This is a genomic window from Rhodococcus sp. JS3073 (genome assembly GCF_026810085.1).
Taxonomy (GTDB): domain Bacteria; phylum Actinomycetota; class Actinomycetes; order Mycobacteriales; family Mycobacteriaceae; genus Rhodococcus_F; species Rhodococcus_F wratislaviensis.
The window spans coordinates 2,381,422-2,405,692 of sequence record NZ_CP113951.1; the positions used below are offsets into that span (position 1 = coordinate 2,381,422).

25 protein-coding genes and 1 pseudogene are annotated in these 24,271 nt (G+C 67.3%); 14 read left to right on the forward strand and 12 right to left on the reverse strand.

Features of this window, described 5'->3' with window-relative positions:
- Positions 1-52 precede the first annotated feature (52 nt).
- Positions 53-619: a hypothetical protein gene (locus OYT95_RS10850; RefSeq protein ID WP_037232898.1), complete on the forward strand. Its 567-nt coding sequence runs from the start codon at positions 53-55 to the stop codon at positions 617-619.
- 141 nt (positions 620-760) lie between these two features.
- Positions 761-2,359 carry an ABC-F family ATP-binding cassette domain-containing protein gene (locus OYT95_RS10855; protein ID WP_268791446.1) on the forward strand — a complete coding sequence of 533 codons (1,599 nt, stop codon included), beginning with the start codon at positions 761-763 and terminating at the stop codon, positions 2,357-2,359.
- A gap of 33 nt (positions 2,360-2,392) precedes the next feature.
- On the opposite strand, the gene OYT95_RS10860 is transcribed toward OYT95_RS10855, so the two are convergent.
- Entirely contained in the window at positions 2,393-3,349 is a 957-nt protein-coding gene (locus tag OYT95_RS10860; RefSeq protein ID WP_268791447.1) for an isopenicillin N synthase family dioxygenase, read from the reverse strand.
- Positions 3,346-3,825, reverse strand: a complete 480-nt coding sequence (locus tag OYT95_RS10865; RefSeq protein WP_052024015.1) for a nucleoside deaminase — start codon at positions 3,823-3,825, stop codon at positions 3,346-3,348. Before OYT95_RS10865 ends, OYT95_RS10860 begins: the two co-directional genes overlap by 4 nt.
- 104 nt (positions 3,826-3,929) lie before the next feature.
- On the opposite strand from OYT95_RS10865, the gene OYT95_RS10870 reads away from it, so the two are divergent.
- Positions 3,930-5,459 (forward strand): PucR family transcriptional regulator, encoded by a 1,530-nt coding sequence (locus OYT95_RS10870; RefSeq protein ID WP_268791448.1) that lies wholly within the window; start codon positions 3,930-3,932, stop codon positions 5,457-5,459.
- Here OYT95_RS10870 and OYT95_RS10875 read toward each other — a convergent pair.
- Positions 5,424-6,848: a purine-cytosine permease family protein gene (locus tag OYT95_RS10875; protein ID WP_268791449.1), complete on the reverse strand. Its 1,425-nt coding sequence runs from the start codon at positions 6,846-6,848 to the stop codon at positions 5,424-5,426. The genes OYT95_RS10870 and OYT95_RS10875 overlap by 36 nt on opposite strands.
- 140 nt (positions 6,849-6,988) lie before the next feature.
- Between OYT95_RS10875 and OYT95_RS10880 the strand changes: the two genes are divergently transcribed.
- From OYT95_RS10880 to OYT95_RS10890, 3 genes are read left to right on the forward strand one after another with little or no spacing between them, the layout of a single operon-like run.
- On the forward strand, positions 6,989-7,399 hold the full coding sequence (locus OYT95_RS10880) for a MerR family transcriptional regulator (protein ID WP_268791450.1): 411 nt from the start codon (positions 6,989-6,991) through the stop codon (positions 7,397-7,399).
- 17 nt (positions 7,400-7,416) lie between these two features.
- Positions 7,417-8,430, forward strand: a complete 1,014-nt coding sequence (locus OYT95_RS10885) for an aldo/keto reductase (RefSeq protein WP_268791451.1) — start codon at positions 7,417-7,419, stop codon at positions 8,428-8,430.
- A 3-nt stretch (positions 8,431-8,433) separates the two neighbouring features.
- Entirely contained in the window at positions 8,434-9,237 is an 804-nt protein-coding gene (locus OYT95_RS10890; RefSeq protein WP_268791452.1) for an alpha/beta fold hydrolase, read from the forward strand.
- 3 nt (positions 9,238-9,240) lie between these two features.
- Here OYT95_RS10890 and OYT95_RS10895 read toward each other — a convergent pair whose 3' ends face one another.
- The 4 genes from OYT95_RS10895 to OYT95_RS10910 all read right to left on the reverse strand — a co-directional run bounded on the left by OYT95_RS10895 (position 9,241) and on the right by OYT95_RS10910 (position 13,063).
- The gene (locus OYT95_RS10895; RefSeq protein ID WP_005263638.1) at positions 9,241-9,618 is read right to left on the reverse strand and encodes a VOC family protein; all 378 of its coding nucleotides are present in this window, start codon (positions 9,616-9,618) and stop codon (positions 9,241-9,243) included.
- A gap of 71 nt (positions 9,619-9,689) precedes the next feature.
- A complete protein-coding gene (locus OYT95_RS10900; protein WP_268791454.1) occupies positions 9,690-10,928 on the reverse strand; it encodes an acyl-CoA dehydrogenase family protein in 1,239 nt (412 codons plus the stop codon).
- Positions 10,929-11,005: 77 nt separating this feature from the next.
- Positions 11,006-11,731: an ABC transporter substrate-binding protein gene (locus tag OYT95_RS10905; protein ID WP_268791455.1), complete on the reverse strand. Its 726-nt coding sequence runs from the start codon at positions 11,729-11,731 to the stop codon at positions 11,006-11,008.
- A 27-nt stretch (positions 11,732-11,758) separates the two neighbouring features.
- Positions 11,759-13,063, reverse strand: a complete 1,305-nt coding sequence (locus tag OYT95_RS10910; protein ID WP_037232878.1) for an alpha/beta hydrolase — start codon at positions 13,061-13,063, stop codon at positions 11,759-11,761.
- A 67-nt stretch (positions 13,064-13,130) separates the two neighbouring features.
- Here OYT95_RS10910 and OYT95_RS10915 point away from each other — a divergent pair, with 67 nt between their 5' ends.
- Complete coding sequence (locus OYT95_RS10915) at positions 13,131-13,718, forward strand: phosphoribosylanthranilate isomerase (protein ID WP_037232875.1); 588 nt, start codon at positions 13,131-13,133, stop codon at positions 13,716-13,718.
- A gap of 1 nt (position 13,719) precedes the next feature.
- Here OYT95_RS10915 and OYT95_RS10920 read toward each other — a convergent pair whose 3' ends face one another.
- The 5 genes from OYT95_RS10920 to OYT95_RS10940 form a co-directional block, all read right to left on the reverse strand.
- On the reverse strand, positions 13,720-14,616 hold the full coding sequence (locus OYT95_RS10920) for an alpha/beta fold hydrolase (RefSeq protein WP_112301053.1): 897 nt from the start codon (positions 14,614-14,616) through the stop codon (positions 13,720-13,722).
- Positions 14,617-14,657: 41 nt separating this feature from the next.
- Entirely contained in the window at positions 14,658-15,287 is a 630-nt protein-coding gene (locus OYT95_RS10925) for an alpha/beta hydrolase family protein (protein WP_442972557.1), read from the reverse strand.
- Between the two features lie 26 nt (positions 15,288-15,313).
- Complete coding sequence (locus tag OYT95_RS10930) at positions 15,314-16,249, reverse strand: alpha/beta hydrolase (protein ID WP_268791457.1); 936 nt, start codon at positions 16,247-16,249, stop codon at positions 15,314-15,316.
- 48 nt (positions 16,250-16,297) lie between these two features.
- The gene (locus OYT95_RS10935; RefSeq protein WP_268791458.1) at positions 16,298-17,644 is read right to left on the reverse strand and encodes an MFS transporter; all 1,347 of its coding nucleotides are present in this window, start codon (positions 17,642-17,644) and stop codon (positions 16,298-16,300) included.
- Between the two features lie 125 nt (positions 17,645-17,769).
- Complete coding sequence (locus OYT95_RS10940) at positions 17,770-18,675, reverse strand: LysR family transcriptional regulator (RefSeq protein ID WP_268791459.1); 906 nt, start codon at positions 18,673-18,675, stop codon at positions 17,770-17,772.
- A gap of 112 nt (positions 18,676-18,787) precedes the next feature.
- Between OYT95_RS10940 and OYT95_RS10945 the strand changes: the two genes are divergently transcribed.
- From OYT95_RS10945 to OYT95_RS10975, 7 genes and pseudogenes are all read left to right on the forward strand, one after another.
- Positions 18,788-19,324 carry a hypothetical protein gene (locus OYT95_RS10945; protein ID WP_037232857.1) on the forward strand — a complete coding sequence of 179 codons (537 nt, stop codon included), beginning with the start codon at positions 18,788-18,790 and terminating at the stop codon, positions 19,322-19,324.
- A 59-nt stretch (positions 19,325-19,383) separates the two neighbouring features.
- Positions 19,384-19,590 carry a hypothetical protein gene (locus OYT95_RS10950; protein ID WP_037232854.1) on the forward strand — a complete coding sequence of 69 codons (207 nt, stop codon included), beginning with the start codon at positions 19,384-19,386 and terminating at the stop codon, positions 19,588-19,590.
- A 31-nt stretch (positions 19,591-19,621) separates the two neighbouring features.
- The gene (locus tag OYT95_RS10955; RefSeq protein WP_005263616.1) at positions 19,622-19,777 is read left to right on the forward strand and encodes a DUF6131 family protein; all 156 of its coding nucleotides are present in this window, start codon (positions 19,622-19,624) and stop codon (positions 19,775-19,777) included.
- A 129-nt stretch (positions 19,778-19,906) separates the two neighbouring features.
- Positions 19,907-21,073 carry a dihydro-p-hydroxycinnamoy-CoA dehydrogenase gene (gene couH, locus OYT95_RS10960; RefSeq protein ID WP_268791460.1) on the forward strand — a complete coding sequence of 389 codons (1,167 nt, stop codon included), beginning with the start codon at positions 19,907-19,909 and terminating at the stop codon, positions 21,071-21,073.
- Between the two features lie 127 nt (positions 21,074-21,200).
- Positions 21,201-22,529: a p-hydroxycinnamate MFS transporter gene (gene couT, locus OYT95_RS10965; protein ID WP_112301059.1), complete on the forward strand. Its 1,329-nt coding sequence runs from the start codon at positions 21,201-21,203 to the stop codon at positions 22,527-22,529.
- A gap of 58 nt (positions 22,530-22,587) precedes the next feature.
- On the forward strand, positions 22,588-24,126 hold the full coding sequence (gene couL / locus OYT95_RS10970; RefSeq protein ID WP_268791461.1) for a p-hydroxycinnamoyl-CoA synthetase: 1,539 nt from the start codon (positions 22,588-22,590) through the stop codon (positions 24,124-24,126).
- A gap of 43 nt (positions 24,127-24,169) precedes the next feature.
- A pseudogene (locus tag OYT95_RS10975) lies at positions 24,170-24,268 on the forward strand (DJ-1/PfpI family protein); the annotation flags it as partial.
- Positions 24,269-24,271 lie beyond the last annotated feature (3 nt).

The following is a 24,271-nucleotide window of genomic DNA, read 5'->3' on the forward strand; positions in this document are numbered from 1 at the left end:
AATCAGTGCTGCATCACAGTGATCGCGGCACCAGGGTCCCCAGGAGGACGCCATGAGGAACACACAAGGTCCGGGCCCCCGCCGCTTCGGCCGGCCCGGTGGATGGCAGCAGGCGGATGTCCCCGATGCGACCGATGCGGCCGAATGGTTCGCCGGCCGTCTTCCCGACGACTGGTTCACCGGCCCCGCGACCGTCGAGGTCGACCGCGAGGAGATCGTGGTGGTCGGCGAACTGCCGCCCGTCGAATCCGCCGACTCCGGTTCCGAGGCCGCCATCGACGGACGCATCTCCCGGTTCCGCGAAACCACCCGGGGCGATCGGATGCGCATCGCTGACGAGGCCGAGAGGCGATACGGGCGCAAGGTCGCGTGGGGCGTGAGCCTCGACGGCCACAAGACGCTGTTCACTCACCTCGCCGTTCCGGTGATGACCCGGCTCCGCCAACCCGAACGCAAGGTTCTCGACACGCTCGTCGACGCCGGTGTGGCACGGTCGCGGTCGGACGCCCTGATGTGGACGGTGCGCCTGGCCGGCCAGCACAGCGAACAGTGGCTCGCCGAACTCCGCGAAGCCATGGCGAAGGTGGACGAACTCAGGGCCGACGGCCCCCAGATTTAATTCGATTGCGCGGGCATCGGCGGCGTCCTATCGTGAACGTCACCGATGCGCACCGGGCGCGTCAGACAGAGGGGAACGGTCCATTGCTCCTGACGAGGTAGTCACGCGAGTCTTCATCCGCACACACCTCGGGAGTACCCCATGGCCCAGTCATATCTGTCCCTGTCCGACCTCACGTTCACCTGGCCCGACGGCGAGCCGGTCTTCGACGGCCTCGACGCCGTCTTCGGACCCGGACGCACCGGCGTGGTCGGTCTCAACGGTTCCGGTAAATCCACGCTGCTCCGGCTGATCGCCGGGCGCCTGCACCCCGACCGCGGGTCGGTGACGGCTCAGGGTGAGGTGGCGTATCTGCCGCAGGACATCACACTCGATCCCACGCTGACGGTCGACCGGATCCTCGGCATCGCCGACCTCCGGGCGGCGTTGCACCGCATCGAGTCCGGCGACGGCACACCCGAGGATTTCGATGCGGCGACCGGCCGCTGGGACATCGAGGAACGAGCCGTCTCGACCCTGCACCGGCTCGGTCTCGAACGCGTGCTCGGCAGCACGTCCGACCTCGATCGCACCGTCGGCACCCTGTCCGGCGGCGAGACGGTGCTGCTCGGCCTCACCGCGCAACTGTTGAAGGAACCGGAGGTGCTGCTCCTCGACGAGCCCACCAACAACCTCGACAGCGCGTCCCGCAGCAAGCTCTACGAGGTGGTGCAGCAGTTTCCGGGCACCCTGCTGGTGGTCAGCCACGACCGCGACCTGCTCGATCTCATGAGTTCCGTCGCGGAGTTGCGTGGTGGCGAGGTCCGCATGTTCGGCGGCAACTTCAGTGCCTACCAGGAGATCGTCGAGGCGGAGCAGGAGGCCGCGCGGGCGGCGGTGCGTGATGCCCGGAGCGATGTGCAGAAGCAGAAGCGGGAACTCGTCGAGGCCCGCATCAAGATCGACCGTCGTAAGCGGTACGGGCAGAAGATGTTCGAGAACAAGCGCGAGCCGAAGATCGTGATGGGGCTGCGGAAGCGTCAGGCGCAGGAATCCGCGGGGAAGCTGCGGAACAACCACATCGCGAAGGTCGACGAAGCGCGGGTGTCGTTGACGGAGGCGGAGAGTGCACTGCGGGACGACCGCGAGGTGCGGATCGATCTCCCGGCCACCGAGGTGCACTCGGGTCAGGAGGTGGTCTCCGTCCGGGACGTGAGCCTGCTCGGCGGGCAGCAGGTGTCGCTGGACGTCGTCGGTCCCGAGCGGATCGCCCTCGTCGGACGCAACGGCGTCGGGAAGACGACCCTGCTCGACGCCGTCGTGGCCGCGGGACCGCGGGTTCCGTTCAAGGCCCTGCCGCAGCGCCTCGACGTGTTCGACGAATCGCTCACGGTGGCGGAGAACGTGGCCGTGGCGGCGCCCCACGCGTCGCAGGAACAGATCCGCGCCCAGCTGGCACGGTTCCTGTTCCGCGGCAACGATTCCGACGTGCTCGCATCCGCGTTGTCGGGTGGGGAACGGTTGCGGGCGGCGCTCGCGACCATCCTGCTGGCCGAACCCGCCCCGCGGCTGTTGTTGCTGGACGAGCCGACCAACAACCTCGACCTGCCGAGCCTCGCGCACCTCACTCAGGCGCTCCGCAGCTACCGCGGCGCTCTGATCGTGGTCAGCCACGACCGGCAGTTCCTCTCCGACATCGGTGTCACCCGGTGGCTGGAGCTGACCGACGAGGCGCTTCGCGCCCGTGCGCCTTTCGGGTAGCCCCGGCTACCAAAAATGGCGCACGGGCGGGGCCTATAGCGTGATCGCGTCGAGACGGGTCTTGATGAAGTCTGCCGACGTGACGGGCCCGAGCCCGGCGACGGTTCCGATCGGCGGCTCGAGCGGTGTCACCTGCGCGTCGTGGTTGAGCTCGTAGAAGTAGATGAGCGACACCAGGTCTTCTTCGGGGGCATCGGCCTGCGGCGGCAGCACACGGTGCCGGCCCGACGGCCAGCGCTTGCCGCTCCAGTACTCGAGGAGGTCACCGATGTTGACGGTGAGAGCGTCGGGGTCGTACGGCGCGTCCTCCCAGCCGCCTTCGTCGGTGTACACCTGGAGTCCGCCCGCGCCGGGTTCCCGGTCGAGGACGGTGACGGTGCCGAAGTCGGTGTGCGGCCCGATGCGGAACTGGCCCGGCTCGGGCTCCCCTACCGATGACATCGGTGGGTAGTGGTTGATGTTGCATGTCCACGTCGGGCGGTCCGCGAGTCCGTCGAAGGGGTTGGCGGGCAGTGTGAGTGCCGCCGAGAACAGGGCGAGGAGGTCGTCGGAGAGCCGGCGCATCGCCTCGGTGTAGGTGGTGAGTAGGTCGCGCAGTTCCACCACTTCGGTGGGCCACACGTTGGGCTTGAACCACACGTCGTCGACGACGGGATCCCCGGTGCACGTCTCGGCCCCGATGGCGAACGTCTCCTTGAGGTCCGGAGGCGTCTCGGTGCCTTCGGCATAGCCGTTGGCCTCCATCCCGGGCCCGATCCAGCCGCGTTCGCCCACGATCGCCGAGTACCGCGCCTTCACCTCTTCGGGGAGTGCGAAGAACCGGCGCGCGGCGGCCCGTACGTCCGCGGCCAGGTCGCGCGTCACCCCGTGGCCCCGGACGAGGAGGAAACCGGCGCGCTGCAGTCCCTCGTCGACGTCCCGGGCGACGGCCGCGGCGGAGGGTCCGCCCGCCCGCCAGAGTGCGATGTCGACGGTGGCGATCGGGGTCATTCGGCTACTCCAATGTCTTCGTTCCAGAGTTCGGGCTGGTTCTCGATGAATTCGGTCATGAGGTCGATGCAGTGTTGATCGCGCAGCACGGTCACGTCCACGCCGTTCTCGCGGAGCCATTCGTGGCCGCCGGTGAACGTGACGCTCTCCCCCACGACGATCGCGCCGATGTTGAACTGCCGGACGAGACCGCTGCAGTACCAGCACGGGGACAGGGTCGTCACCATGATCGTCGAGCGGTAGTCGCGCTGGCGCCCGGCGGCCCGGAACGCGTCCGTCTCACCGTGGACGGACGGATCGGCGTGCTGGACCCGTCGGTTGCGGCCGCTGCCCAGCAGGGTTCCGTCACCGGCGAAGAGTGCAGCCCCGATCGGTATCCCGCCCTCGCGTTTGCCGAGTTCGGCTTCGGCGATCGCGACGGTCAGCAGTTCCTCGGGGTCGAGGGCCATCCGCGCAGAGTTCACAGAGATCGACATGCCTCTACCTTCCGTCTCGGACGCTGCGACCACAACGGACACACTGTGGTAACGAACAGGACTTAACCTGTACAGACTGTCCGCCTCCGGAGGAGGGTTCGACGATGTCGTTGACCGTGCGCGAGTTGCTCCGTAATCAGTTCCTCGGTGCGAACCCGCAGGTCCTGGCCGGGAAGTCGCAGCTCGGCCGCACGGTGCGCTGGGTGCACTCCAGTGAGATCTACGAGATCAGCCCGCTGCTGTCCGGGGACGAGTTGCTGCTGACCACCGGGCTGGGTCTGTCCGGTGTGGATCCCGGCACGCGCAGGCACTATCTCCGCGAGGTCGGGGAACGCAACGTCGCGGGCGTGGCGATCGAGTTGGGCCGGACGTTCGACGCCGTTCCGGGCGACATGATCGAGGAGGCGGCCGCCCTGGACCTGCCGCTGATCGCGCTCCGGACGGTGGTCCCGTTCATCGAACTCTGCCAGAACGCCAACACCGAGATCATCTCCCGGGAGGTGTCGGCCCTGCGGACCCAGAACGAACTGTCCCGCGTCCTCGACGCCGAACTGATGGCAGGCAACGGGGTGGCCCGGTTGCTCGAGCGCATCAGTGAGCCGAGCGGTTGCCCGCTGATCGTCACCAGCGGCAGCGGGGCGCTGGTCGCGGCGCACGGCGTCGACGACGACCGTGCGGCCTGGGCGGCAGCCGACGCCGGAACCGTCACGGCCACCATCCATTCGCGGGACGGCGCGTGGGGGACGTTGACGGCCGGGCCGGGTTCCACCATGGACTCTTCCGTGTTGCGTGCGCTGCTCGAACGGTCCACGGCGTCGCTGGGGTTGGCACTCACCTACTCGGGCAGCCTCGCCGGACGTCCTCAGCGTGCCGCGGCCGCGCTGGTGTCGGATCTGCTGGATCGCAGCGACGTCCGGCAGGTCGACCTCACGGTGCGGTCCGCCGCTGCCGGGTTCCATCCCGCGCCGGGCAACCGGGTGGTCGCGATCGCCATCGATTCGCCGGGTTCGCGCATCGCCACCCGGTTGCTGGATTCGGCCGCGAAACTGCTCGGACAGCCGTGCCTGCGTGCGGAGGTCCACGCGAGCACGTTCGGTCTGATCGCGTTACCCGCATCTGCGGTCGACGCGGTGGGTACGGTCACCGGTTGTTTTCAGGAATCGTTGGCGTCCAACATCACCGACGGGGTGACGGTGGTGGTCGGCGATCCGTGCGACTTCGCTCCCGGAGACGTCGGTGCCGCGCTGCACACCGCCCGCTCGGGACTGCGCCTCGCCATGGCTGCCCGGCGGTCGTGGCTGGCAGGACGGGTGGTGACGACGACGCGCGAACTCGCCCCGGAACTCACGCTCGACCGGCTACCTCCCGACGTCAGGGAGCGGATGGTCGCGACAACCATTGCGCCGCTGGTGGAGTGGGATCGCACCCATTCGAGCGACCTGGTCCGTACGCTGGAGGTGCATCTTCGGCACGGGTGCAGCGCCACCAGTTCGGCGTCGGCGCTGCATCTCGGCCGGCAATCGCTGTATCAGCGTCTCGAGCGTATCCGGGCGTTGCTCGGATACGACCCGGGTTCGCCGTCGATGTACGGTTCGCTGCTACTTGCCCTGTGCGCCAACAGGTTGGCCACGTGAGATCCTGGCACCGTTGATCGCGAAGTAGAGCGCTCCGGCAAGCACGAAGCCGACGAAGAACGTGATGTCGCCGAGTTCGGGTACCGCGCGCACGACGTAGCCGACGAACTTCTCCTGATTGGAGAACAACAGGACGGATCCGACGAGGGCGATCACGAACGCGGTCAGACCACCCCGGTTGCGGTACTCGCGGTTGTACAGGAGGTTGTCGATCCGCTGTCCGCGGCGCAGGTACTGGTCGGCGAACATGATGCCCAGCCACGGTCCGATCCAGTAGGCGACGATGAGCAGGAAGGCCTCGTAGCTCGCGGCGGCGTCGGCGAGCGCCCACCACGCCACGAGGAATCCGACGACTCCGAACATCATGGTGACCACTGCCCGCTGCGTCTTCAGCGGCAACTTCAGCCCGATGGTCACGAAGGCCATCGACCCGGAATACACGTTGAGGGCGTTGGCCGCGACTGCCCCGAGTGCGATGGCGAGCAGCGTCAGGTTCGCCAGCGCCGAGGGAAAATTCGCGGTGAAGGCGTCGGTCGGGTTGTCGGATGCCGGTGCGCCGATCGTCACGGAGGCGGCGCCGACGACCGACAGTGCGACGCAGGAGACGAACAGTCCGGCCGAGGCGAACAGCCCGGTGCGGACCGTCGAGACGGTAGCGGGCAGATAGCGCGTGTAGTCGGCGGCGTAGGGCGTCCACCCGGCGGCGTAGCCGAACGCCGTTCCGACGGTGAGGAGGAACCCGCCCATTCCGCCGACACCGCCCTCGACCGCGGGTGCCCCCGGGTTCGACTTCGCGAGCACGACCACGGCGGTGATCGCAAAGATCACGGCCAGCACGGGGAACGCATAACGCTCGAACGCCTGGACCAGGTTGTGCCCGAAGAACGCGAACACGGTCTGGATGACGACGATCACGAGCAGTGAGGGCAGGGGCGCCAGACCGGTCAGTGTGTTGAGTGCGAACGCTCCACTGACGCTGTTGGTGGCGAACCAGCCGACGCCGCACATGATCGACATGAACGCCGACGGAAGGGCGTTGCCCCAGTAGCCGAAGCCGAGGCGTCCGAGCACCATCTGCGGAACGCCGTGCAGGGGACCTCGCGCGGACAGAATGTAGTGCGCGGCAGCCCCGAGGCCCGTCCCGAGGACGAGCCCGAGCGTCGCCTGCCAGAACGTCATCCCGAACACCGACACGGACAGGACCCCGATGAAGATCGTGGCGAACTCCAGGTTCGGCGACATCCACGTCCAGAACAGCTGACGTGGAGTCCCGTGCCGGACCTCGTGCGGGATGAATTCGTTTCCGCCCGGTTCGACGGCCAGGACACGGTCGCCGTACTCGAGTTCGGCAGCGGTCGCGTCGCTCGTGGTGCCCTCGGTGATTGCCATAGAAGCACTGTGTTCGCCCAGGCCGGCAGCGACAACCGACAATGTGTCCGGCAAACGGGCTCCCGGTGCGGACAGATCGACGAGACGGGGGCGCCCCCAGGTCTTGCGCTGGAGTGCACTCCAGGTCGTACGGTTCAGTCATGGCCACCCAGTTGGAGCAGTCGACCGGAGCGTTCGCGAGCATCTCGGAGGTCGCGGCGATCACGGGCCTCACACAGGACACCCTGCGCTGGTACGAGCGCGAGGGCATGATTCCCACAATCGCGCGGGGTTCGGACCGTCGCCGCCGTTACAGCGAGCGGGACGTGCGGCTGATCGAACTGCTGGTGAAGCTGCGGACCACGGGCATGCCGACCAGTGACATGCAGCGATTCGCGGTGCTGCTGGCCGGCGGCACCGAGACCTACGGGCGGCGGTTGTCGTTGCTCCTCGAGCACCGCGAACGCATCCGCGCTCAGCAGGCGAGGCTCGACGACGCCCTGGCGGCCCTCGGCACGAAGGTCGATCACTACCGGGCCCTCATCGCAGGGACCGACGACAACCGCACCTGACAACGACGAGGAGAAGCATGACCGGTATCGGTACGACAACCCTGGGTGACTCGCTCACCGTCTCCGACATGGGTTTCGGAGGAATGGCTCTCACACCCGTCTACGGCGGGGTCGAACCGGGGAAGGCGCTCGCCACACTGCATCACGCGGTGGATCTCGGAGTGAGTTTCCTCGACACCGCCGACGTGTACGGCGCCGGCGACAACGAACGGTTGATCGCGCAGTTGCTGAAGGGTCGGCGCGAGGAAGTCACGCTGGCAACCAAGTTCGGAATTCTGGGGGATCCGAGGAAACGGAGCGAGGGTGGCGCCTCGATCCGCGGCGACCGCGCCTACGTCCACGAGGCGGTGGACGCCAGCTTGCGCCGGCTCGGTATCGACACGATCGACCTCTACTACCTGCACCGCCCCGACCCGTCGGTTCCGGTCGAGGACACCGTCGGTGCGATGGCCGAACTGGTGGCGGCGGGCAAGGTGCGGCACCTCGGACTGTCGGAGGTGACGGCCGGGGAATTGACAGCCGCGCACGCGGTGCATCCCATCACGGCGATCCAGTCGGAATGGAGCATCTGGAGCCGCGACGTCGAGGCGCGAATCGTGCCGGCGGCGGCCGCACTGGGTGTCGGGTTCGTCCCCTACTCGCCGCTCGGCCGGGGGTTCCTCACCGGGACCGTCACCGACGTCGGCACCCTGGCGCCCAACGACTTCCGGCGGACTCTCCCCCGGTTCGCGGCGGGCACGCTGCGGCGGAACCTCGGCGTGGTGGACGCGGTGAATTCGGTCGCACACGTGCTGGGTGCCACACCCGCACAGGTTGCGCTGGCGTGGCTCTACGCGCAAGGCCGCGAGTTCGGACTTCCGGTCGTACCCATCCCCGGAACCCGCAGTGCGGAACGGGTGACGGAGAACGCCGGTGCTCTCGGTATCGAACTCGATGCGGCGCAGCTGGCGGTGCTGAACTCGGCCGGGGAGCACGTGGAGGGTGCGCGTTCGGAGGATCTGCAGTGGGTGTCGGAGGGCCGCGACTTCTGAGTGATGCAGACTGGGCGGGTGCAGCACGCTACCAACCCCGTCGACGGTGTCCGGATCGCGTACAAGACGGTCGGCGACGGCGAGCCCCTCGTTCTCATCCACGGCACGGCGCTCTCCCACGCGATCTGGCGCGGTTTCGGTTACGTCGCCGCGTTGCGTGACCGATACCGGCTGATCCTGGTCGATCTGCGGGGCCACGGGCGCAGCGACAAGCCGCACGACGAGAGCGCGTACGCGATGGATCTGGTCAGCGGCGACGTCCTGGCAGTCCTCGACCACCTGGATCTTCCCAGCGCGCACGTCTTGGGGTATTCGCTCGGCGGCCGGGTCGCGCTGGCCTTGGCAGTCGGGGCGCCAGAACGCCTGGAGAGCCTGATCGTCGGGGGCGGCAGCAGCCGACCGCAGGCCGGCGCGTTCGACCGCCTGTTCTTCCCGGGCTGCATCGACGTCCTCGAACGGGACGGCATGGATGCGTTCCTGGGTCAGTGGAATGCCCGGCGCGCGTGGCCGATCGACGCCGGCACCCGGGCGGCGTTCATGGCGAACGACGCAAAGGCGCTCGCCGCGTACATGCGGCGTTCCGGTGTGGAGCCGGGAGTGGACGACGACGTCCTGCGCGGGATCGCCGTCCCCACCCTGCTGTTCGTCGGCTCGGACGACGCCGAGCGGATCGGCGACACCCAGCGGGTGGCAGCACTGATTCCCGGTACGTCGCTGACGATCCTGCCCGGTTTCGACCACTCGACGGCCGTGGCCGCGAGCACCGAAGTGCTCGCGGCCGTCGAGCCGTTCCTCGCTTCGGTGTGACCGCTACATCCATTCGACCAGCTGGATGATCACCCCGTTGGGGTCGCTCATCTGGAAGTAGCGTTCGCCCCAGGGCTCGGTTTCGATGGGCGTCACGATCGGGACGCCCTCCGCCTGCAGTCGCTCGTATTCGCCGTCGATGCCGTCGACGACGAGCGCGATCAGCAACCCCTGGCCGGCGTCACCGGCGATCCGCGCGGGCTTGAAGGTCTCCAGTCCGGTCTTCAGGAAGACCAGATTGAAGCCGACGTCCGCGCGCTTCAGTGACACGAAGCCCTCGGCGGCCATCTCCTCGACGAAGCCCAGGTGGGACTTGGCGAACTCGGCCGACGCACTGGGGTCCGCGACGTTGAGCGACAGTGCGCTCGCGGTGACCTTCACGGTGGTGTCCTTTCGTTGACGACACCCCACTAACGTACGCCGTACGACATTTGTTCCCGGGGGGCCACACCTCACATCGCCAGCAGACCCTTCGCGATGTGCGTCACCTGGATCTCGTTGCTGCCTGCGTAGATCATCAGCGACTTCGCGTCGCGCGCCAGTTGCTCGACCCGGTACTCGGCCATGTACCCGTTGCCGCCGAACAACTGCACCGCCTCCATCGCCACCTCCGTGGCCGCCCGTGAGGAGTAGAGCTTCATCGCCGACGCCTCCGCGAGGCTCACCTGATCGCCCGCCGCGGTGCGCTCGATGGCGTTGAAGACCATGTTCTGCACGTTGATGCGGGCGATCTCCATCTCCGCGAGCTTGAGCTGGATGAGCTGGAACTGGGCGATCTCCTTGCCCCACAGCTTGCGGGACTTGGCGTAATCGATGCACAGCCGGTGACACTCGTTGATGATGCCCAGCGACAGCGACGCGATGCCGATCCGTTCGGCCGCGAAGCTCTCCTTCGCGCTGGTCTTGCCGTCGGACTTGCCGCCGTCCTCCGTCTCGCCGAGCAGACGGTCGCGGGTGACGCGCACGTTGTCGAAGAACAGTTCTCCCGTCGGCGAGGAGTTCATGCCCATCTTCTTGAACGGCGCACCCTGGGTGAGCCCCTCCATGCCCGCGTCGAGGACGAAGGCGAGAACCTTCCGGTCGCGGCGGTCGACGGACGAGGTCCCCTCGTCGAGCTTCGCGTAGACGATGATGACGTCGGCGTAGGGACCGTTGGTGATGAACGTCTTCTGCCCGTTCAGGATGTAGTCGTCGCCGTCGCGGCGCACGTACGACTTCATGCCGCCGAACGCATCCGAGCCGGAGTCGGGCTCGGTGATGGCCCACGCTCCGACCTTCTCGAACGTGACCAGGCCGGGCAGCCAACGCTCCTTCTGCGCCAGCGTCCCGCGGCTGCGGATGGTGCCCGCCGCCAGCCCGAGGCTCACCCCGAGCGAGGCGACGAGGCCGAGGCTGACGCCGGCCAGTTCGGCGTTCATGATGACACCCATGCTGCCCGCACCGCCGAGGCCGCCGGACTTCTCCTCCTTCGCGCCGGACGCGGCATCCCCACTGCGCTCGCGGTCCAGGGACTTCGTCAGCGCGTCACGAGCCATCTCGTCCAGGCCGAAGGTCGCGAAGAGTTTGCGGATGATGTCGAACGGCGGCAGCTCGCCGGTCTCCAACTTGTCGACGTGCGGTCGAATCTCCTTGTCGATGAACCCGCGGATCGCGTCGCGGAACATCAGGTCGGTATCTGACCACTCATACATGCCGGGCACTCCAGTCACTGAGAGAAAGGGTTGCCGCAAATATAGAACACGTTCCTATTCTTGGACAGGTGTGCCGGTCAGTACGAGCCGCCTTCCGGTTCGCCGATCCCGAGCCACCTCGACCTCAGCCGGTCGAGGGTGCCGTCCGCGGCCAGGGTGCGCTGCGCCGACTCGATGCGTTCGCGCAGCGCGTGATCCCCCGTGCGGACCGCGACGGCGATCTCCTCGCGGGAGATTCCCCGTTCGACCACCTCCACGTGCGGGCGGTCCCGAACGAGCCAGGTGAGGACAGGAGCGAGTTTCATGACGGCGTCGCACCCGCCCGAGGACAGGTCGTCGAGGGCCTGCCCGATCCGGTCGTACGCATACACCCGGATCGCGCCCGCTCGGCCCTCCGCGACCAGCCTCTCCACGATCGGCTGACTGGTGTTGCCGTGCTGGACACCGACGGTCAGGCCGCCCAGGTCGTCCACCCCGCGCACTCCCGGATGCCGCGACGTGTCGACGGCGAGGGACTGACCCGACACCAGGTACGGAGCGCAGAAGTCCGCGCGCGTCCTCCGCTCCGGCGTCACGGTGGTTCCCGAAGCGATGCAGTCGAATTCATCGCCGGCCAGCGCATCGAAGATGCCGTTGAAGTCGGTGCCCCGGTATGGAACCAGCGACCACTCGAGGCCGAGGACCTGCGCGACGGCCCGGGTGAACTCGACATCGAAACCCGCCGGTGTCTCACCGTCCCGGAACTCGAACGGCGGGTCGGGCAAGGCCGAACCCACCCGCAGTGACCGCGCTGCCGTCGTCATGTCGTTCCTCTCCGCCGTGACGAGTGCCTACGAACCGATCAGCCCCAACCGCTGTGCCAGCCAGGGCAATTCCTTCTCCAGTCCGGCAGACCACACGGCGAAGCTGTGCCCGCCCGGCACCTCGACGTACTGGACGTCCATGCCCGCGTCCTTCGCGGCCTGATAGACCTTCTGCGCCCCCGGCTTGTAGGCGTCGTCGTCGCTGCCGATCACGAAGACCCCGGCCGAGTCCGGGTACTTCTTCGACGCCATCAGATCGAGCGGGTTGACCCGTTTGAACGCCGCCTCGTCACCGCCGAATCCTTCGTCGAGGGTGCGCTGGTGGTCGCCGAGCGTGGGTTCCTCCTGACCCGAGATGTCGAGGAACGTCGGGTACACGTCGGGATAGTTGGTGGCCATCTGCAGTGAACAGGTGCCGCCGTAGGAGAGGCCGCCGATGGCCCACGCCTGGGGATCCGGGTTCACCTGCAGGTTCGACTTCACCCAGGACGGAACGTCCTTCGCCAGATACGTGGCCACGTTCCCCAGCTTCGAATCGACACACAGGGGGTTCGCGATCTGCGAGCCGGTGCCGTCCGCCACCACCACGATCGGGGCCAGTCCCCCATGTTTCGCGGCGAACTCGTTCATCGTGGTGGCGAGCTTGCCTCCGGCGAACCAGTCCTCCGGCGAACCGGGCTGACCGGCCAGCATCACGAGCACCGGCAGCAGTGGGCGCGGGTTGGCGAAGTAGGCGGGCGGGAGGTAGATCTCGGCGTCGCGGGCGGCGAACCCCGACGCCGTTCCGGGGACGGCTGCCGTCAGGACCCGCCCCTCGCTCGGCATTCCGGGCGGGGCGGTCCACGACGCGTCGAGAGGCGTTCCCGTCACCACGTTCCCGGTGGCGCTGCCGACGTCGTTCATCTGAACCCGGTCGAACGGCTCCGCCCCGAATGCCGTGCCCACCGTGGGATAGGCGTCGAACACCAGGTTGATCTGCGTCGCCGACGCGAGTATCACGGCGAGTGCCGCGAGAACCGACACGACGGCGGCTTTCACCGTCCGGCCGGCGCGGATCCTCGGCACGAGCAGGACGATCGCGAAGAGCCCCAGACCGATCCACACGTAGATGGAAATCTCGATGGGGTCGGGGAACGGCCGGAGAACCTTCTCGACCATCACGTAGAGGGCGACGGTGACGACCACCGACACGGCCAGGCAGATCGGAATCGCCTTCCTGCGGTACCAGGGGGCGCGGGCGGCGAGCAGCCACACGCCGCCGAGCGCGCCGATCACCGTGAGGATCCAGGGCAGAGGCCCTGAGATCACGCTGAGGTCGCTGAGCCATTCCACGTCACGAAGCCTAGAGCGCGAACCCGCGCTGCGTCGGCGACTCGGAGCGACCGGTAAAATTGCGGGGGTGACATTCATCAAGGTGTGCGGTCTGCGAGACGAGGCCTCCGTCGATCTGGCCGTGCGCCTCGGCGTCGACGCCGTGGGTTTCGTGTTCGCCGACAGCGTCCGCCGGATCTCCCCCGAGGATGCCGCGCCGCTGGTCCGCCGGGTCACCGGTCACACCGTCGCGGTGGGCGTCTTCAAGGGGAGCCCCGTGCCGGAGGTGATCGAGGTCGCCGCCGCGGCAGGTCTCGGAACGGTCCAGGTGCACGACCTGAAGTCCGCCGACGACGTGGCGCGGTTGCGGGAGGCGGGCCTCGGCGTGATCCGTGCTGTGGTCGCCGGTGACACGTCGGGCGATTTCGGCGCCGACCGCATCCTCGTCGACGGGGCGACCGCCGGGGCAGGCGTGCCCTGGGACTGGGCGAACCAGAGCCGACCCGACGGCGAATGGATCCTCGCCGGCGGACTTCACCCGGACAATGTCCGGGCCGCCGTCGACGCGACCGGCGCGTGGGGTGTCGACGTGTCGAGCGGCGTCGAATCCTCACGGGGTGTGAAGGATGCGGCGCTGATCGAACAGTTCGTCGCCGCCGTCCGATCCGGCGACTGACTCAGCCCGGCATCCCGGCCACGGAATCTTCCACGTCCCACGACGCGAGCACCGTCCGGATGCCCACGACCAGTGCGAGCGGCTGGTCGATCATCACATGGTGTCCGGCGTCGGGGATCTCGACGACCACAGCGGTGGGTCCGAATCGGCGGCGCATGCTGTCCATCATGTCGTCGGTGACGATGCCGTTCTCGGCGCGGAAGTAGGCGATGCGGCAGCGTGGGTCGGATCCGCCCAGGTGATCGCTGCCGTGGCGCGCGAAGAACGTGGAATCGAACTTCCACGACCAGCCGCCGTCCACCTCCGCCATCGAATTCTCGGCCACGTGACGCAGGACCGCGGGCACCGCGGTGTCCTGCGGCGGGACGAACCGGAACCGCTCGAGGGCCTCGGCCCTGGACGGGTAGACCTTCTTCGGACCGAAAGCCCGCTGCTTGCGTGCCTCCTCCTCTTCCGGTGTGCGGGCGAGGACGGGCGAATCGATCAGCTGGACGCCGGCCAGATCCTCGCCGAACAGCTGCGCGCCCACGTAGGACACCATGCCGCCCATGCTGTGCCCGACGAACAGCGGCGGCCCCGAAATCCCTGCGGGCTTCGCCACGGCCAGGGCTTCCTCCGCCCACTGCTCCAGGCCGTACTCCGCGCGCCGGTCGCTGTCGCCGTGCCCGGTCAGGTCGAGTGCGACGACGCGACGGCCCGTGGCCAGCATGGGTGCCACATGGTCCCACCACCGGCTGTGGGCCGCGCCGCCGTGAACGAGCACGATGCCGGGTGAGCCCGACGGCCCCCATGCACGGTAGTGGACCTGCGCACCGGCGACGTCGACCCGGCCGGTGTCCACGGGGGACGCCAACGCCGTGGTGAACCAGTGGGGCGCGTCCATCTGCACGTTGCTCATTCACCGAACATACCGACCACGTGTGGCCGTCCCCGCTCGCCCTACAGAAGGTCGAGCATGGCGGTGACCGCCCGTTCGACCACCGGGAACTTGTCCGGGGCCAGATCGTGGCGGGCGCCCTCGAGTTCGACGAGCGTGGTCGGCGCGGGGATCAGTTCGAGTGCCGACCGCATCTCGTCGGTGGTCGCGAACGGGTCCTTCGAACCGTGCACCACCACGGAGGGGGTGCGGAGACCAGGCAGATGCTCGGTGCGGAGCTTCTCCGGCTTGGCCGGCGGATGCAGCGGGTACGACAGCAACAAGAGGGCGTCGACGAGACCCGGACGCTCCGAAGCGAGCATGGACGCCTGCCGCCCGCCGTACGAGTGCCCGCCGGCCCACACCGGCACCGACACCAACTCCCGCATCACTGCCACCGCGGCCGCGACACCGTCCCGATCCTCCGCCGCCTTCGACGGGTGCGGCGGGCCCGACGCGCGGCGCTGACGGAACGGGAGATCGAACCGCAGGACGACGATGCCGCGTTCCACGAACCCGTCGGTCACGGCGCGCAACAGCTTTGTGTTGCAGTCACTTCCCGCTCCATGAGTCAGGACCAGCCCCGCCACCCCGTCACCCGCAGGGCGGTGGAGATGTCCGCGCACACCGTCACGTTCCAGCAACTCGCTCATGCGGTTCACGGTAGTGGAATGTCGAGCTACTCCGGCGCGAGCAGTTCCGCCAGTTCTTCGCACAGCTGGTTCGCGAGTTCGTTGGCACGAGGCACGACGCCCATGCTCCAGTACCCGTGCAGCATGCCCGGGGAGATCCGGAGTCGAACCGGCACGCCGGCGGCCTCCAGCGCAGCGGCGTACGCGGGGGCGTGATCGCGGAGCGGATCACATTCGGCCCCGCACACGATGGCGGGTGCCACCCCCTTCAGGTCACCCTCGATCGGCGAGACACGGGGGTCGAGGGCCAGGCTGCGATCTTCGAGGTAGCCGGCACCCATGTCCTCATCCGCCGGCACCCTGAGGAAATACCCTTCGGCGAGTTCGTCCATCGACGGGTAACGCTTCGCGAGATGCACCGGCACGTACAGCAGCAGCTGTGCCCGCACAGGAAGTTCCGCGTCGCGGGCCGCCAAGGCCACCGACGCCGCGAGATTGGCGCCCGCGCTGTCTCCGGCGACGGCGACTCGGGACGCGTCGCCGCCCAGCTGTTCGATGGTGTCGTGGATCCAGTGGAGTGATGCGAGGCAGTCGTCGTAGCCGGCGGGGAACGGGTGTTCCGGCGCGAGCCGGTAGTCGACGGCGACGACGACGGAGCCGGTGCGGGCGCAGACGCGTCGAGCGTGCGACTCGTGCGAGTCGAGGCCGCCCATCACCCAGCCGCCACCGTGCAGGTACAGGACGGTCGAGAGAGTCCGCTCCTCCGTGTCGGGCCGGTAGATCCGGGCGGGGATGTCACCGGCCGGGCACGGGATGGTGACGTTCTCGACTTCTCGTACCTCGAGCAGTTCGGGCTCGAAGTAGAGGGCACGCATCTCCTCGATGCGCTTGCGGGCGCCTTCGATCGTCGTCTGGGGACCTGCGGCGGCGTCCCAGTCGTTCAGCTTGTCCAGCAGGACGGACATGTCGGGGTCGAGCTTCATGATTCTCCTCGTGATGGGGTACCGCACCGAGGCGGTTCGGGGGTCGATTTACTTCTTGCCCAGATCGGTGATCGCGACGCTGCGCGTCTCCGGAGCGGTCACCGCCGAGAGACCGGCCACCAGCAGGCAGACGGAGCCGAAAGCCGCCACCGGTATCCACCCGTGCGTGCCGGTTCCGAGCAGCGCGTAGCCGATGCTCGGGGCGAAGCCCGCGAAGGCGAACCCGATCTGTGTCGAGATGGCGATGCCGGAGAACCGCACTCGGGTGTCGAACATTTCCGCGAAGAACGTCGGACCGACCCCGCTGACACCGGATGCGGCGGCACCGAAGAAGGCCGACACCGCGAAGATCAGGGGAACGGAACCTGTGCTCATCGCCTCGAAGTAGAAGAAGAACGCGGCGATGGCGCCGACGATTCCGGCGAGATACACGGGGCGGCGGCCGATCTTGTCGCCCAGCATCGCCCAGAGCGGAATGGCGAACAGCTGCATGATGTTTGCGATGACGCCCGCCCACAGCAGGATCTGGCGTTCGAGACCGGCCTCACCGGTTCCGTAGGCGAGCGCGAAGACCGTCATGATCGTGCCCGACACGGCGAAGAGCGAGCACGCGATCACCCGGAGCATCTGCAGCCGATAGTTCTTGAACAGTTCGACGACGGGTATCTCCACCAGATCGTTGTCGCGTTCCGCCTCCCGGAACACCGGTGTCTCCTCCATCGTCCGGCGGACGAACAGCGCGACGATCGTCAGGATTCCGCTGACGAGGAACGGGATTCGCCAACCCCAGGTGATCAGCATGTCCTCGGGCAGCGCGGCGACGGGAATGAACACCAGGGTCGCGACGAGCTGCCCCGCCTGGGTGCCGCTCATCGTGAAGCTGGTGTAGAACGCCCTGGAACCCTCCGGCGAATGCTCGAGGGTCAGCGAGTTCGCGCCACTCTGCTCGCCCGCCGCCGAAGCACCCTGCATGAGCCGCAGGACCACCAGCAGGATCGGCGCCGCGATCCCGATGCTCCCGAAGCCCGGCAGGCATCCGATGAGGAACGTCGAGACTCCCATCAGGACCAGCGTGAAGACGAGCACACGTTTGCGTCCGATGCGGTCGCCGTAGTGTCCGAGCGCGACGGCCCCGATCGGGCGGGCGATATATCCGACGCCGAAGGTCGCCAGTGCCGCCAACGTGCCGGTCGCCGGACTCTCCGACGGGAAGAAGACCGTCGGGAAGATCAGGGCGGCCGCCGACCCGTAGATGAAGAAGTCGTAGTACTCGACGAGGCTGCCGAGGAAACTTGCGAAAGCCGCCTTGCAGGGCTGACGCGCGGGCACGCTCGCCGGGGTGCCGACAGGCTGCTGCGAGTTCGGGGGCGCAGCCGAACCAGCTCGTACGCTCATGGGAGGACCTTTCGGACCGGAGTGAGGATGATGAGGTGCCGCGGATCACACCACCGCTGCGCCGACGACTCTGCCAAACGCCTTCATCACAGTCCAAGATCAACTTGGCATACTTTCGATAAGAATTACTTATCGAACTCGTCGATCGTCGGCATGAGCTCCTCCGCGACCGCGAGGACGGTCTCGAGCAACGGTGTCCGGGGCCTGTCGGCCCACGCCAGCGCACCGCGGATTCGGTGGCGTCCGCCGTCCGTGGGCACGACGACGGCGTCGACGGCTCCGGTGCGATGGGAACTGACGGGGATGAGCGAGACGCCCACACCCGCCGCCACGAGCGAGGTCAGCGTCGTTCCATCGGACGTCTCCTGCGCGATCTCCGGCGTGAATCCCGCGTCGTGGCATGCAGCCAGCACGTCCAGACGCAGAGTCGATCCGGACGCCGCCGGGTTGGTGACGAACGGATCGTCGCGCAGTTCGGACAGCGAGATCTCCGAGCGTGTCGCCAGTGGGTGGTCGGCGTAGAGCAGCGCACCCAGAGGCTCGACCGAGATCAGCCTCGTCGAAACTTCGGGATGCGACAGCGCCGCCGAGACGAAACCGAGATCGAGCTTGCCGGAATAGATGTCGTCGAGGATCAGCCCGCTCGGTCTCGCCCCGTCGAGAACCAACTCGAGTTTCGGATATCTCTTGCGCACGGTGCGGGCGAACAGAGGCAGCTTCGACTGTCCGTAGGCGCCGCTGAATCCGACACGCACGCGACCCTCTTCCGCGGGATTGCCCGCGGACGCCGACTGCTCGGCCCAGGCAACGGCTTTCAGCGCGGCCCGGCACGGCTCGAGAAATTGCTCGCCCGCGGAAGTCAGCCGAATGGGTCTCGTACCCCGGTCGAACAGCCTCACTCCGAGATGCCTCTCGAGCTGCTGGATCTGCTGGCTGACCGCCGGCTGGGCTATGCGCAACGACTCGGCGGCCCGGCCGTAGTTCGACACCTCGGCCACGGCGAGGAACGCGCGCATCCAGCGGATCTCCATGCCCGCACCCTATGTCGTGCCGAAATTCGACGGTTGATTGCGATTGGCTCTCGGTCTGTTTGCCGGGTTTCGACGCGGGGTACTTTAACAACACAACCGCTGGGAGTAACCAATGGACACCATGACTGTCATCTGGATCATCGTCGCGATCGTCGTCGTTCTCGCCCTGATCGCGCTGGCCGTTGCGGCATCACGCAAGCGCAACGAGCGCAACCGTCAGCAGGCCGACAGCATCCGCGCGAAGGCGCAGGAGCAGACGTCCGTCGTCGAGAAGCGCGAGGCGATCGCGGAGGAAACTGCGGCCAACGCCAGAAGGGCTCAAGCAGAAGCCGAGGCCAAGGCGGCAGAGGCCAAGAGGCTGCAGGTCGATGCACAGACGCACCAGAACACGGCGACCACGTCTCGTGACGACCTGAAGCACGAGTGGCAGCGGGCCGACGAGCTCGATCCCGACGTCAAGACGACGGACACTCCGACGAACGACGCCAGGGCCACCGACGCTCGAACCACGGGAGCGGGACCCACGAACGCTCGCGTCACCGACGCTCGAACCACCGGAACGGGGCCCGCCAACGCTCGCCCCAACGGCACGGACTCCACCAATACCCATGGAGCGCACGCGAAGCCGACCGACACGTCGTCGACATAGCGTTCGAGATTACGTCACGCGCACCGGCTCGGCGCCGGTGCCCACACGGGAGGTCGGAAATGCGTATCGGACGACTCGTGACGCTCATCGTGATCATCTGGCTGATCATCGGCGCCATTGCCGTGTGGCAGCGCGGTTACTTCAAGGACGCGACGGCTGATTGCGCCAGCGCCGGGACGATCGCGGTCACCGTGATCGCCGGCCCACTCAATTACGCGGGCGTGAACCCGAAGATCGATTGTGAAGTGCCGCAACCGAGTCAGTAGTTCCAGACCGTCAACCGAAAGAGGGAAGACCGTGATCGTTCTCGGAATCATCCTGCTCGTCATCGGCCTCGTCGCGGGGATCTCGATCCTCACGACGATCGGAATCATCCTTCTCGTCATCGGCCTCGTGCTACTGCTGCTGGGCACGACGGGTCGCGCGGTCGGCGGGCGGAAGTACTGGTATTGACACCAGCCTTTGACACCGGCGCCCAGTTGTCGGACATCCTCAACCATTGACATTATCAATGATTGATAGATAGGTTCCTTTCGGGTATGCACGCGTGCGTCGCACGTGTGCCGACGAAAGGAACCTTGCATGTCTTCGGTTGCACTGGAACGGACCATCTTCGACGCCGATCACGATGCGTTCCGGGAAACGGTGCGCCGGTTCGCCGAACGGGACGTGGCCCCGCATCTTCGCGACTGGGCCGATGCGGGACAGGTCGACCGTGACGTCTACCGTCAGGCCGGCAAGCTCGGGCTACTCGGGATCAACGTCGACGAACGATTCGCCGGCGGCGGAATCGACGACTTCCGTTTCAACGCCATCGTCATCGAAGAGCTCTGCCGCGTCGGCGCCCCCGCCGTCGTGATGGGCCTGGCGGGCATCAACGACCTCGTCACGCCCTACCTCGTCTCGCTGGCGAACGAGGAGCAGAAGCATCGGTTCCTGACACCCTTGTGCACCGGCGAGAAGATCGGCGCCATCGCCATGACCGAGCCGGGCGCAGGTAGCGACCTGGCCGCGATCTCCACGACCGCTCTCCCGGACGGGGACGATCTGCTCCTCAACGGCACCAAGATCTTCATCAGCAACGGAATGCTCGCCGACTTCGTGATCGTCGTGGCCAAGACGGATCCGGCAGCGGGCAAGCAGGGCGTCAGCCTGCTGGTGGTCGAAGACGGGACGGCCGGATTCACCCGCAACGGACCGCTGCACAAGGTCGGCCTGACCGCCCAGGACACCGCCGAGCTCGTGTTCGACGACGTCCGCGTCCCCCGCGAGAACGTCCTGGGCGAGCTGAACGACGGCTTCGGCTACCTGCGCCACAATCTGCCCCAGGAACGCCTCAGCGTTGCCGTCACGTCCATGGCGTCGATGCGACGCACGTTCGACCAGGCCCTGACGTACAGCTGCGACCGCACGGCATTCAGCCAGAGGGTGGCCGACTTCCAGGCCAACCGGTTCTACCTCGCGGAACTCGCCACCGAGATCGAGATCGCGCAGTGCTTCACCGACCGCTGCATCCTCGACGCCGCACACGGCACGCTCGACGAGGTGACCGCGGCGATGGCCAAATGGTGGATCACCGAGCTGCAGCAACGGGTCGTGCAGCGCGCGGTCCAACTGCACGGCGGCTACGGATACATGCGCGAGTACGACGTCGCCCAGGACTATCTCGACTGCCGCGGCGGGCCGATCTACGCCGGCACCACCGAGATCATGAAGGAAATCATCGGGCGCAAGCTCACACGTGCGTGACGGGCGCGATAACCGCAGAAGCGTTGGCGATCTCTTCCATTGACAAGTTCAATGATTAATGTTTAATTGTGATCCGCGCTACACACGCGAACCGCTCTGTTGTCCCACGCTCGGCCAAGGAGTATCGATGACGGTCACCGCCACCGCCGGCACCATGTCGGCCACCCAACGCAAGACGGAAGTTCGCAGGGTGATCCTGTCGAGCTACCTGGGCAGCACCATCGAGTTCTACGACTTCCTGCTCTACGCCACCGCAGCGTCCCTCGTCTTCGGTCCGGTGTTCTTCGCCGATCTGGACCCCCTGGCCGCGAGCATCGCGTCGATGGGAACGTTCGCCGCCGGCTATGTCGCGCGCCCACTGGGCGGAATCGTCTTCGGTCACTTCGGGGACACCGTCGGCCGCAAGGCCATGCTGCTGATCTCGATGACCGTCATGGGCATCGCGTCGTTCGCGATCGGGCTCATTCCGCCGCCGGAGATGATCGGGTCCTGGGCCGCGGTGATCCTCGTCCTCCTCCGCGTCTGCCAGGGACTCGCCGTCGGCGGCGAATGGGGTGGCGCAGCGCTGATGTCGCTGGAACACGCGGAATCCGGCAAGCGCGGTTTCGCCGCGGCGTTCACCAACGCGGGCGCCCCGACCGGCGCACTGCTCGGCACCCTCGCACTGGCGGCCGTATCGCTCCTCCCCGACGAGCAGTTCCTGACGTGGGGGTGGCGCATCCCGTTCCTGATCTCCGCGTTCATGCTGGCCCTCGGCCTGTTCATCCGGTCCAAGGTGTCGGAGAGCCCGCTGTTCACGGCGGCGCTGAAGGAATCGGCGAAGAAGGAGACCGCCCCGCCGATCGTCACCATCCTGAAGCGGCCCCGCGCGGTCGTCGTGGCGTCCATGAGCTGCATCGCGAGCTTCGGAATGCAGACCGCGTTCACCACGTTCGCCATCACCTACGCCGTGGCGAGCGGCGCCCAGCGGTCCGACGCGCTGCTGGCGTTCTCCTTCTGCCAGTTCTGCGCGATCTTCCTGGTTCTCGGATCTGCGCGACTGTCCGACCGGATCGGCCGCCGGCCGGTCATGCTCGCGGGTCTCGGCGCGATGATCCTCAGCGTCTACCCACTGTTCCTACTGCTGAGCACGGGACAGTTCCTGTTCATCGCGCTCGCCTTCGTCGGATACACCATCTGCCACTCGGCGACCTACGGTCCGATGGCGGCGTTCATCTCCGAACAATTCGGCACCCGGGCGCGCTACACCGGGGCGTCGCTCGGATACCAGCTCGCCACCCTCATCGGCGCGGGATTCACCCCCGTCATCCTGGCGTCGCTGTTCGCGTCGTCCGGCAAATCGATCATCCCGGTCGGGTTGTTCATCATCGCACTGTGCGTGGTCAGCGCCGTCTTCCTCGTCGCGACAAAGGAGAGCAAGGACAACGACCTGAGCGCCGAGACCCCGTCTGCCTGACACACACCCATCCCGCCACAAGCTCGAGAGTAGTTTCGAAAGAGAACGAGGAGTCACCATGGACAACGAAGGCATCGGCTCGTGGCTCGAGCGCCGCATCGCCATGACGCCGAAGAACGAGGCGCTCGTCTTCGACGGACGAGCCGTCACTTACGAGGAGATGGCCCTGCGGACCCGCCGACTCGCCCACGGCCTGCGCGCCCTCGGCGTCGAGAAGGGTGACTGCGTCGGCTTCTTCGGGTTCAACGACCCGGCGGCGCTCGAGGTGATGTTCGCGGCCGGGCTGCTCGGCGCCACATATCTCCCGCTCAACGCACGCCTCACCGCCGAGGAAGCGCGCTACGTGCTGGGCGATTCACGGTGCACCACAGTGATCTTCGGTGATCAGCAGGCCGACGTCGCGCAGGAGCTGGCGCAGTCGGACACCCCGGTCACCACCTGGATCGGCCTGGGCGACTCGTGGTCCAGCCACACGTACGAGGGCGTGCGCGCCGGGCAGCCGGACACCCGCATCGACGAGCAGGTCGGCCTCGACGACCTGTCCGTGCTGATGTACTCGTCGGGCACCACCGGCGCACCGAAGGGCGTCATGCTCAGCCACGGCAACATGCTGTGGAACGCGCTGAACCAGCTTCTCGCCCAGGACATGACGTCGAAGGAACGCACGCTGTCGGTGGCGCCGCTGTTCCACATCGGCGGCATCGGCGGCGCCGTCACACCGACACTGCTCAACGGCGGCACCGTGGTGCTGCTGCGCAAGTTCGATGCCGGCGTCGTCCTCGACACGATCGAGAAGGAACGCATCACCACGTTCTTCGCGGTCCCCACGATGATCCAGGAACTCTGGCACCACCCCCGGTTCGCGGACGCCGACCTGTCCAGCCTGCGGGCCATCTGCGTCGCCGGGGCTCCGCTGCCCGAAGCGTTGATCTCCCCGTGGCAGGACCGTGACGTCGCGATCACGCAGGCATACGGGCTGACGGAAACCGCGCCCTCGGTGACGATGCTGTCGAGTGCCGACGTGCGCACCAAGATCGGTTCCGCCGGAAAGCGGACGTTCTTCACCGACGTCGACGTCGTACGCCCGGACGGGTCGAGCGCCGAACCGAACGAGATCGGCGAGATCGTCGCCAAGGGCCCGAACGTGATGCTCGGCTACCTGAATCAGCCCGAGGCGACCGCCCGCACCATCGTCGACGGCTGGCTGCACACCGGCGACGCCGGCTACTTCGACGACGAAGGCTTCCTCTTCATCTGCGACCGCTACAAGGACATGTACATCTCCGGCGGCGAGAACGTCTACCCCGCCGAGGTCGAGGCGGCCCTGCTGAGACTGGACGGCATCCGGGAGGCGGCGGTGATCGGCGTCCCCCACGAGAAGTGGGGTGAGACCGGGATGGCCTTCGTCGTCGCCGCCGACGGCACGACACTCGACGCGGAGACGGTACGTGCCCGGCTGCGAGAAAAGCTCGCGGGGTTCAAGATTCCCACGTTCATCCAGATCGCGGAGGCACTCCCCCGCACCGCCACCGGCAAGATCCGCAAACCCGACCTGCGAACCTCCGCCCGTGAGTACTTGTTAACCGCGGGCGGTTAACAAGTACTCACGGGCGCGTCAGCGCATCGACGTTCCGTTGATGACCAGCGTGTGCACGGGCTCCCTGGTCTACGCGAAAGCCGGCCTGCTGAAAGGCAGGCCGGCTACAACGCATTGGGCGTCCTTGCCGCTTCGCGACCCGTGA

Coding starts and splice junctions, on each gene's coding strand:
- OYT95_RS10850 (WP_037232898.1), top strand. CDS start 53: ATGAGGAACACACAAGGTCCGGGCCCCCGCCGCTTCGGCCGGCCCGGT.
- OYT95_RS10855 (WP_268791446.1), top strand. CDS start 761: ATGGCCCAGTCATATCTGTCCCTGTCCGACCTCACGTTCACCTGGCCC.
- OYT95_RS10860 (WP_268791447.1), bottom strand. CDS start 3,349: ATGACCCCGATCGCCACCGTCGACATCGCACTCTGGCGGGCGGGCGGA.
- OYT95_RS10865 (WP_052024015.1), bottom strand. CDS start 3,825: ATGTCGATCTCTGTGAACTCTGCGCGGATGGCCCTCGACCCCGAGGAA.
- OYT95_RS10870 (WP_268791448.1), top strand. CDS start 3,930: ATGTCGTTGACCGTGCGCGAGTTGCTCCGTAATCAGTTCCTCGGTGCG.
- OYT95_RS10875 (WP_268791449.1), bottom strand. CDS start 6,848: ATGGCAATCACCGAGGGCACCACGAGCGACGCGACCGCTGCCGAACTC.
- OYT95_RS10880 (WP_268791450.1), top strand. CDS start 6,989: ATGGCCACCCAGTTGGAGCAGTCGACCGGAGCGTTCGCGAGCATCTCG.
- OYT95_RS10885 (WP_268791451.1), top strand. CDS start 7,417: ATGACCGGTATCGGTACGACAACCCTGGGTGACTCGCTCACCGTCTCC.
- OYT95_RS10890 (WP_268791452.1), top strand. CDS start 8,434: ATGCAGACTGGGCGGGTGCAGCACGCTACCAACCCCGTCGACGGTGTC.
- OYT95_RS10900 (WP_268791454.1), bottom strand. CDS start 10,928: ATGTATGAGTGGTCAGATACCGACCTGATGTTCCGCGACGCGATCCGC.
- OYT95_RS10905 (WP_268791455.1), bottom strand. CDS start 11,731: ATGACGACGGCAGCGCGGTCACTGCGGGTGGGTTCGGCCTTGCCCGAC.
- OYT95_RS10920 (WP_112301053.1), bottom strand. CDS start 14,616: ATGAGCAACGTGCAGATGGACGCGCCCCACTGGTTCACCACGGCGTTG.
- OYT95_RS10925 (WP_442972557.1), bottom strand. CDS start 15,287: ATGAGCGAGTTGCTGGAACGTGACGGTGTGCGCGGACATCTCCACCGC.
- OYT95_RS10930 (WP_268791457.1), bottom strand. CDS start 16,249: ATGAAGCTCGACCCCGACATGTCCGTCCTGCTGGACAAGCTGAACGAC.
- OYT95_RS10935 (WP_268791458.1), bottom strand. CDS start 17,644: ATGAGCGTACGAGCTGGTTCGGCTGCGCCCCCGAACTCGCAGCAGCCT.
- OYT95_RS10940 (WP_268791459.1), bottom strand. CDS start 18,675: ATGGAGATCCGCTGGATGCGCGCGTTCCTCGCCGTGGCCGAGGTGTCG.
- OYT95_RS10945 (WP_037232857.1), top strand. CDS start 18,788: ATGGACACCATGACTGTCATCTGGATCATCGTCGCGATCGTCGTCGTT.
- OYT95_RS10950 (WP_037232854.1), top strand. CDS start 19,384: ATGCGTATCGGACGACTCGTGACGCTCATCGTGATCATCTGGCTGATC.
- couH (WP_268791460.1), top strand. CDS start 19,907: ATGTCTTCGGTTGCACTGGAACGGACCATCTTCGACGCCGATCACGAT.
- couT (WP_112301059.1), top strand. CDS start 21,201: ATGACGGTCACCGCCACCGCCGGCACCATGTCGGCCACCCAACGCAAG.
- couL (WP_268791461.1), top strand. CDS start 22,588: ATGGACAACGAAGGCATCGGCTCGTGGCTCGAGCGCCGCATCGCCATG.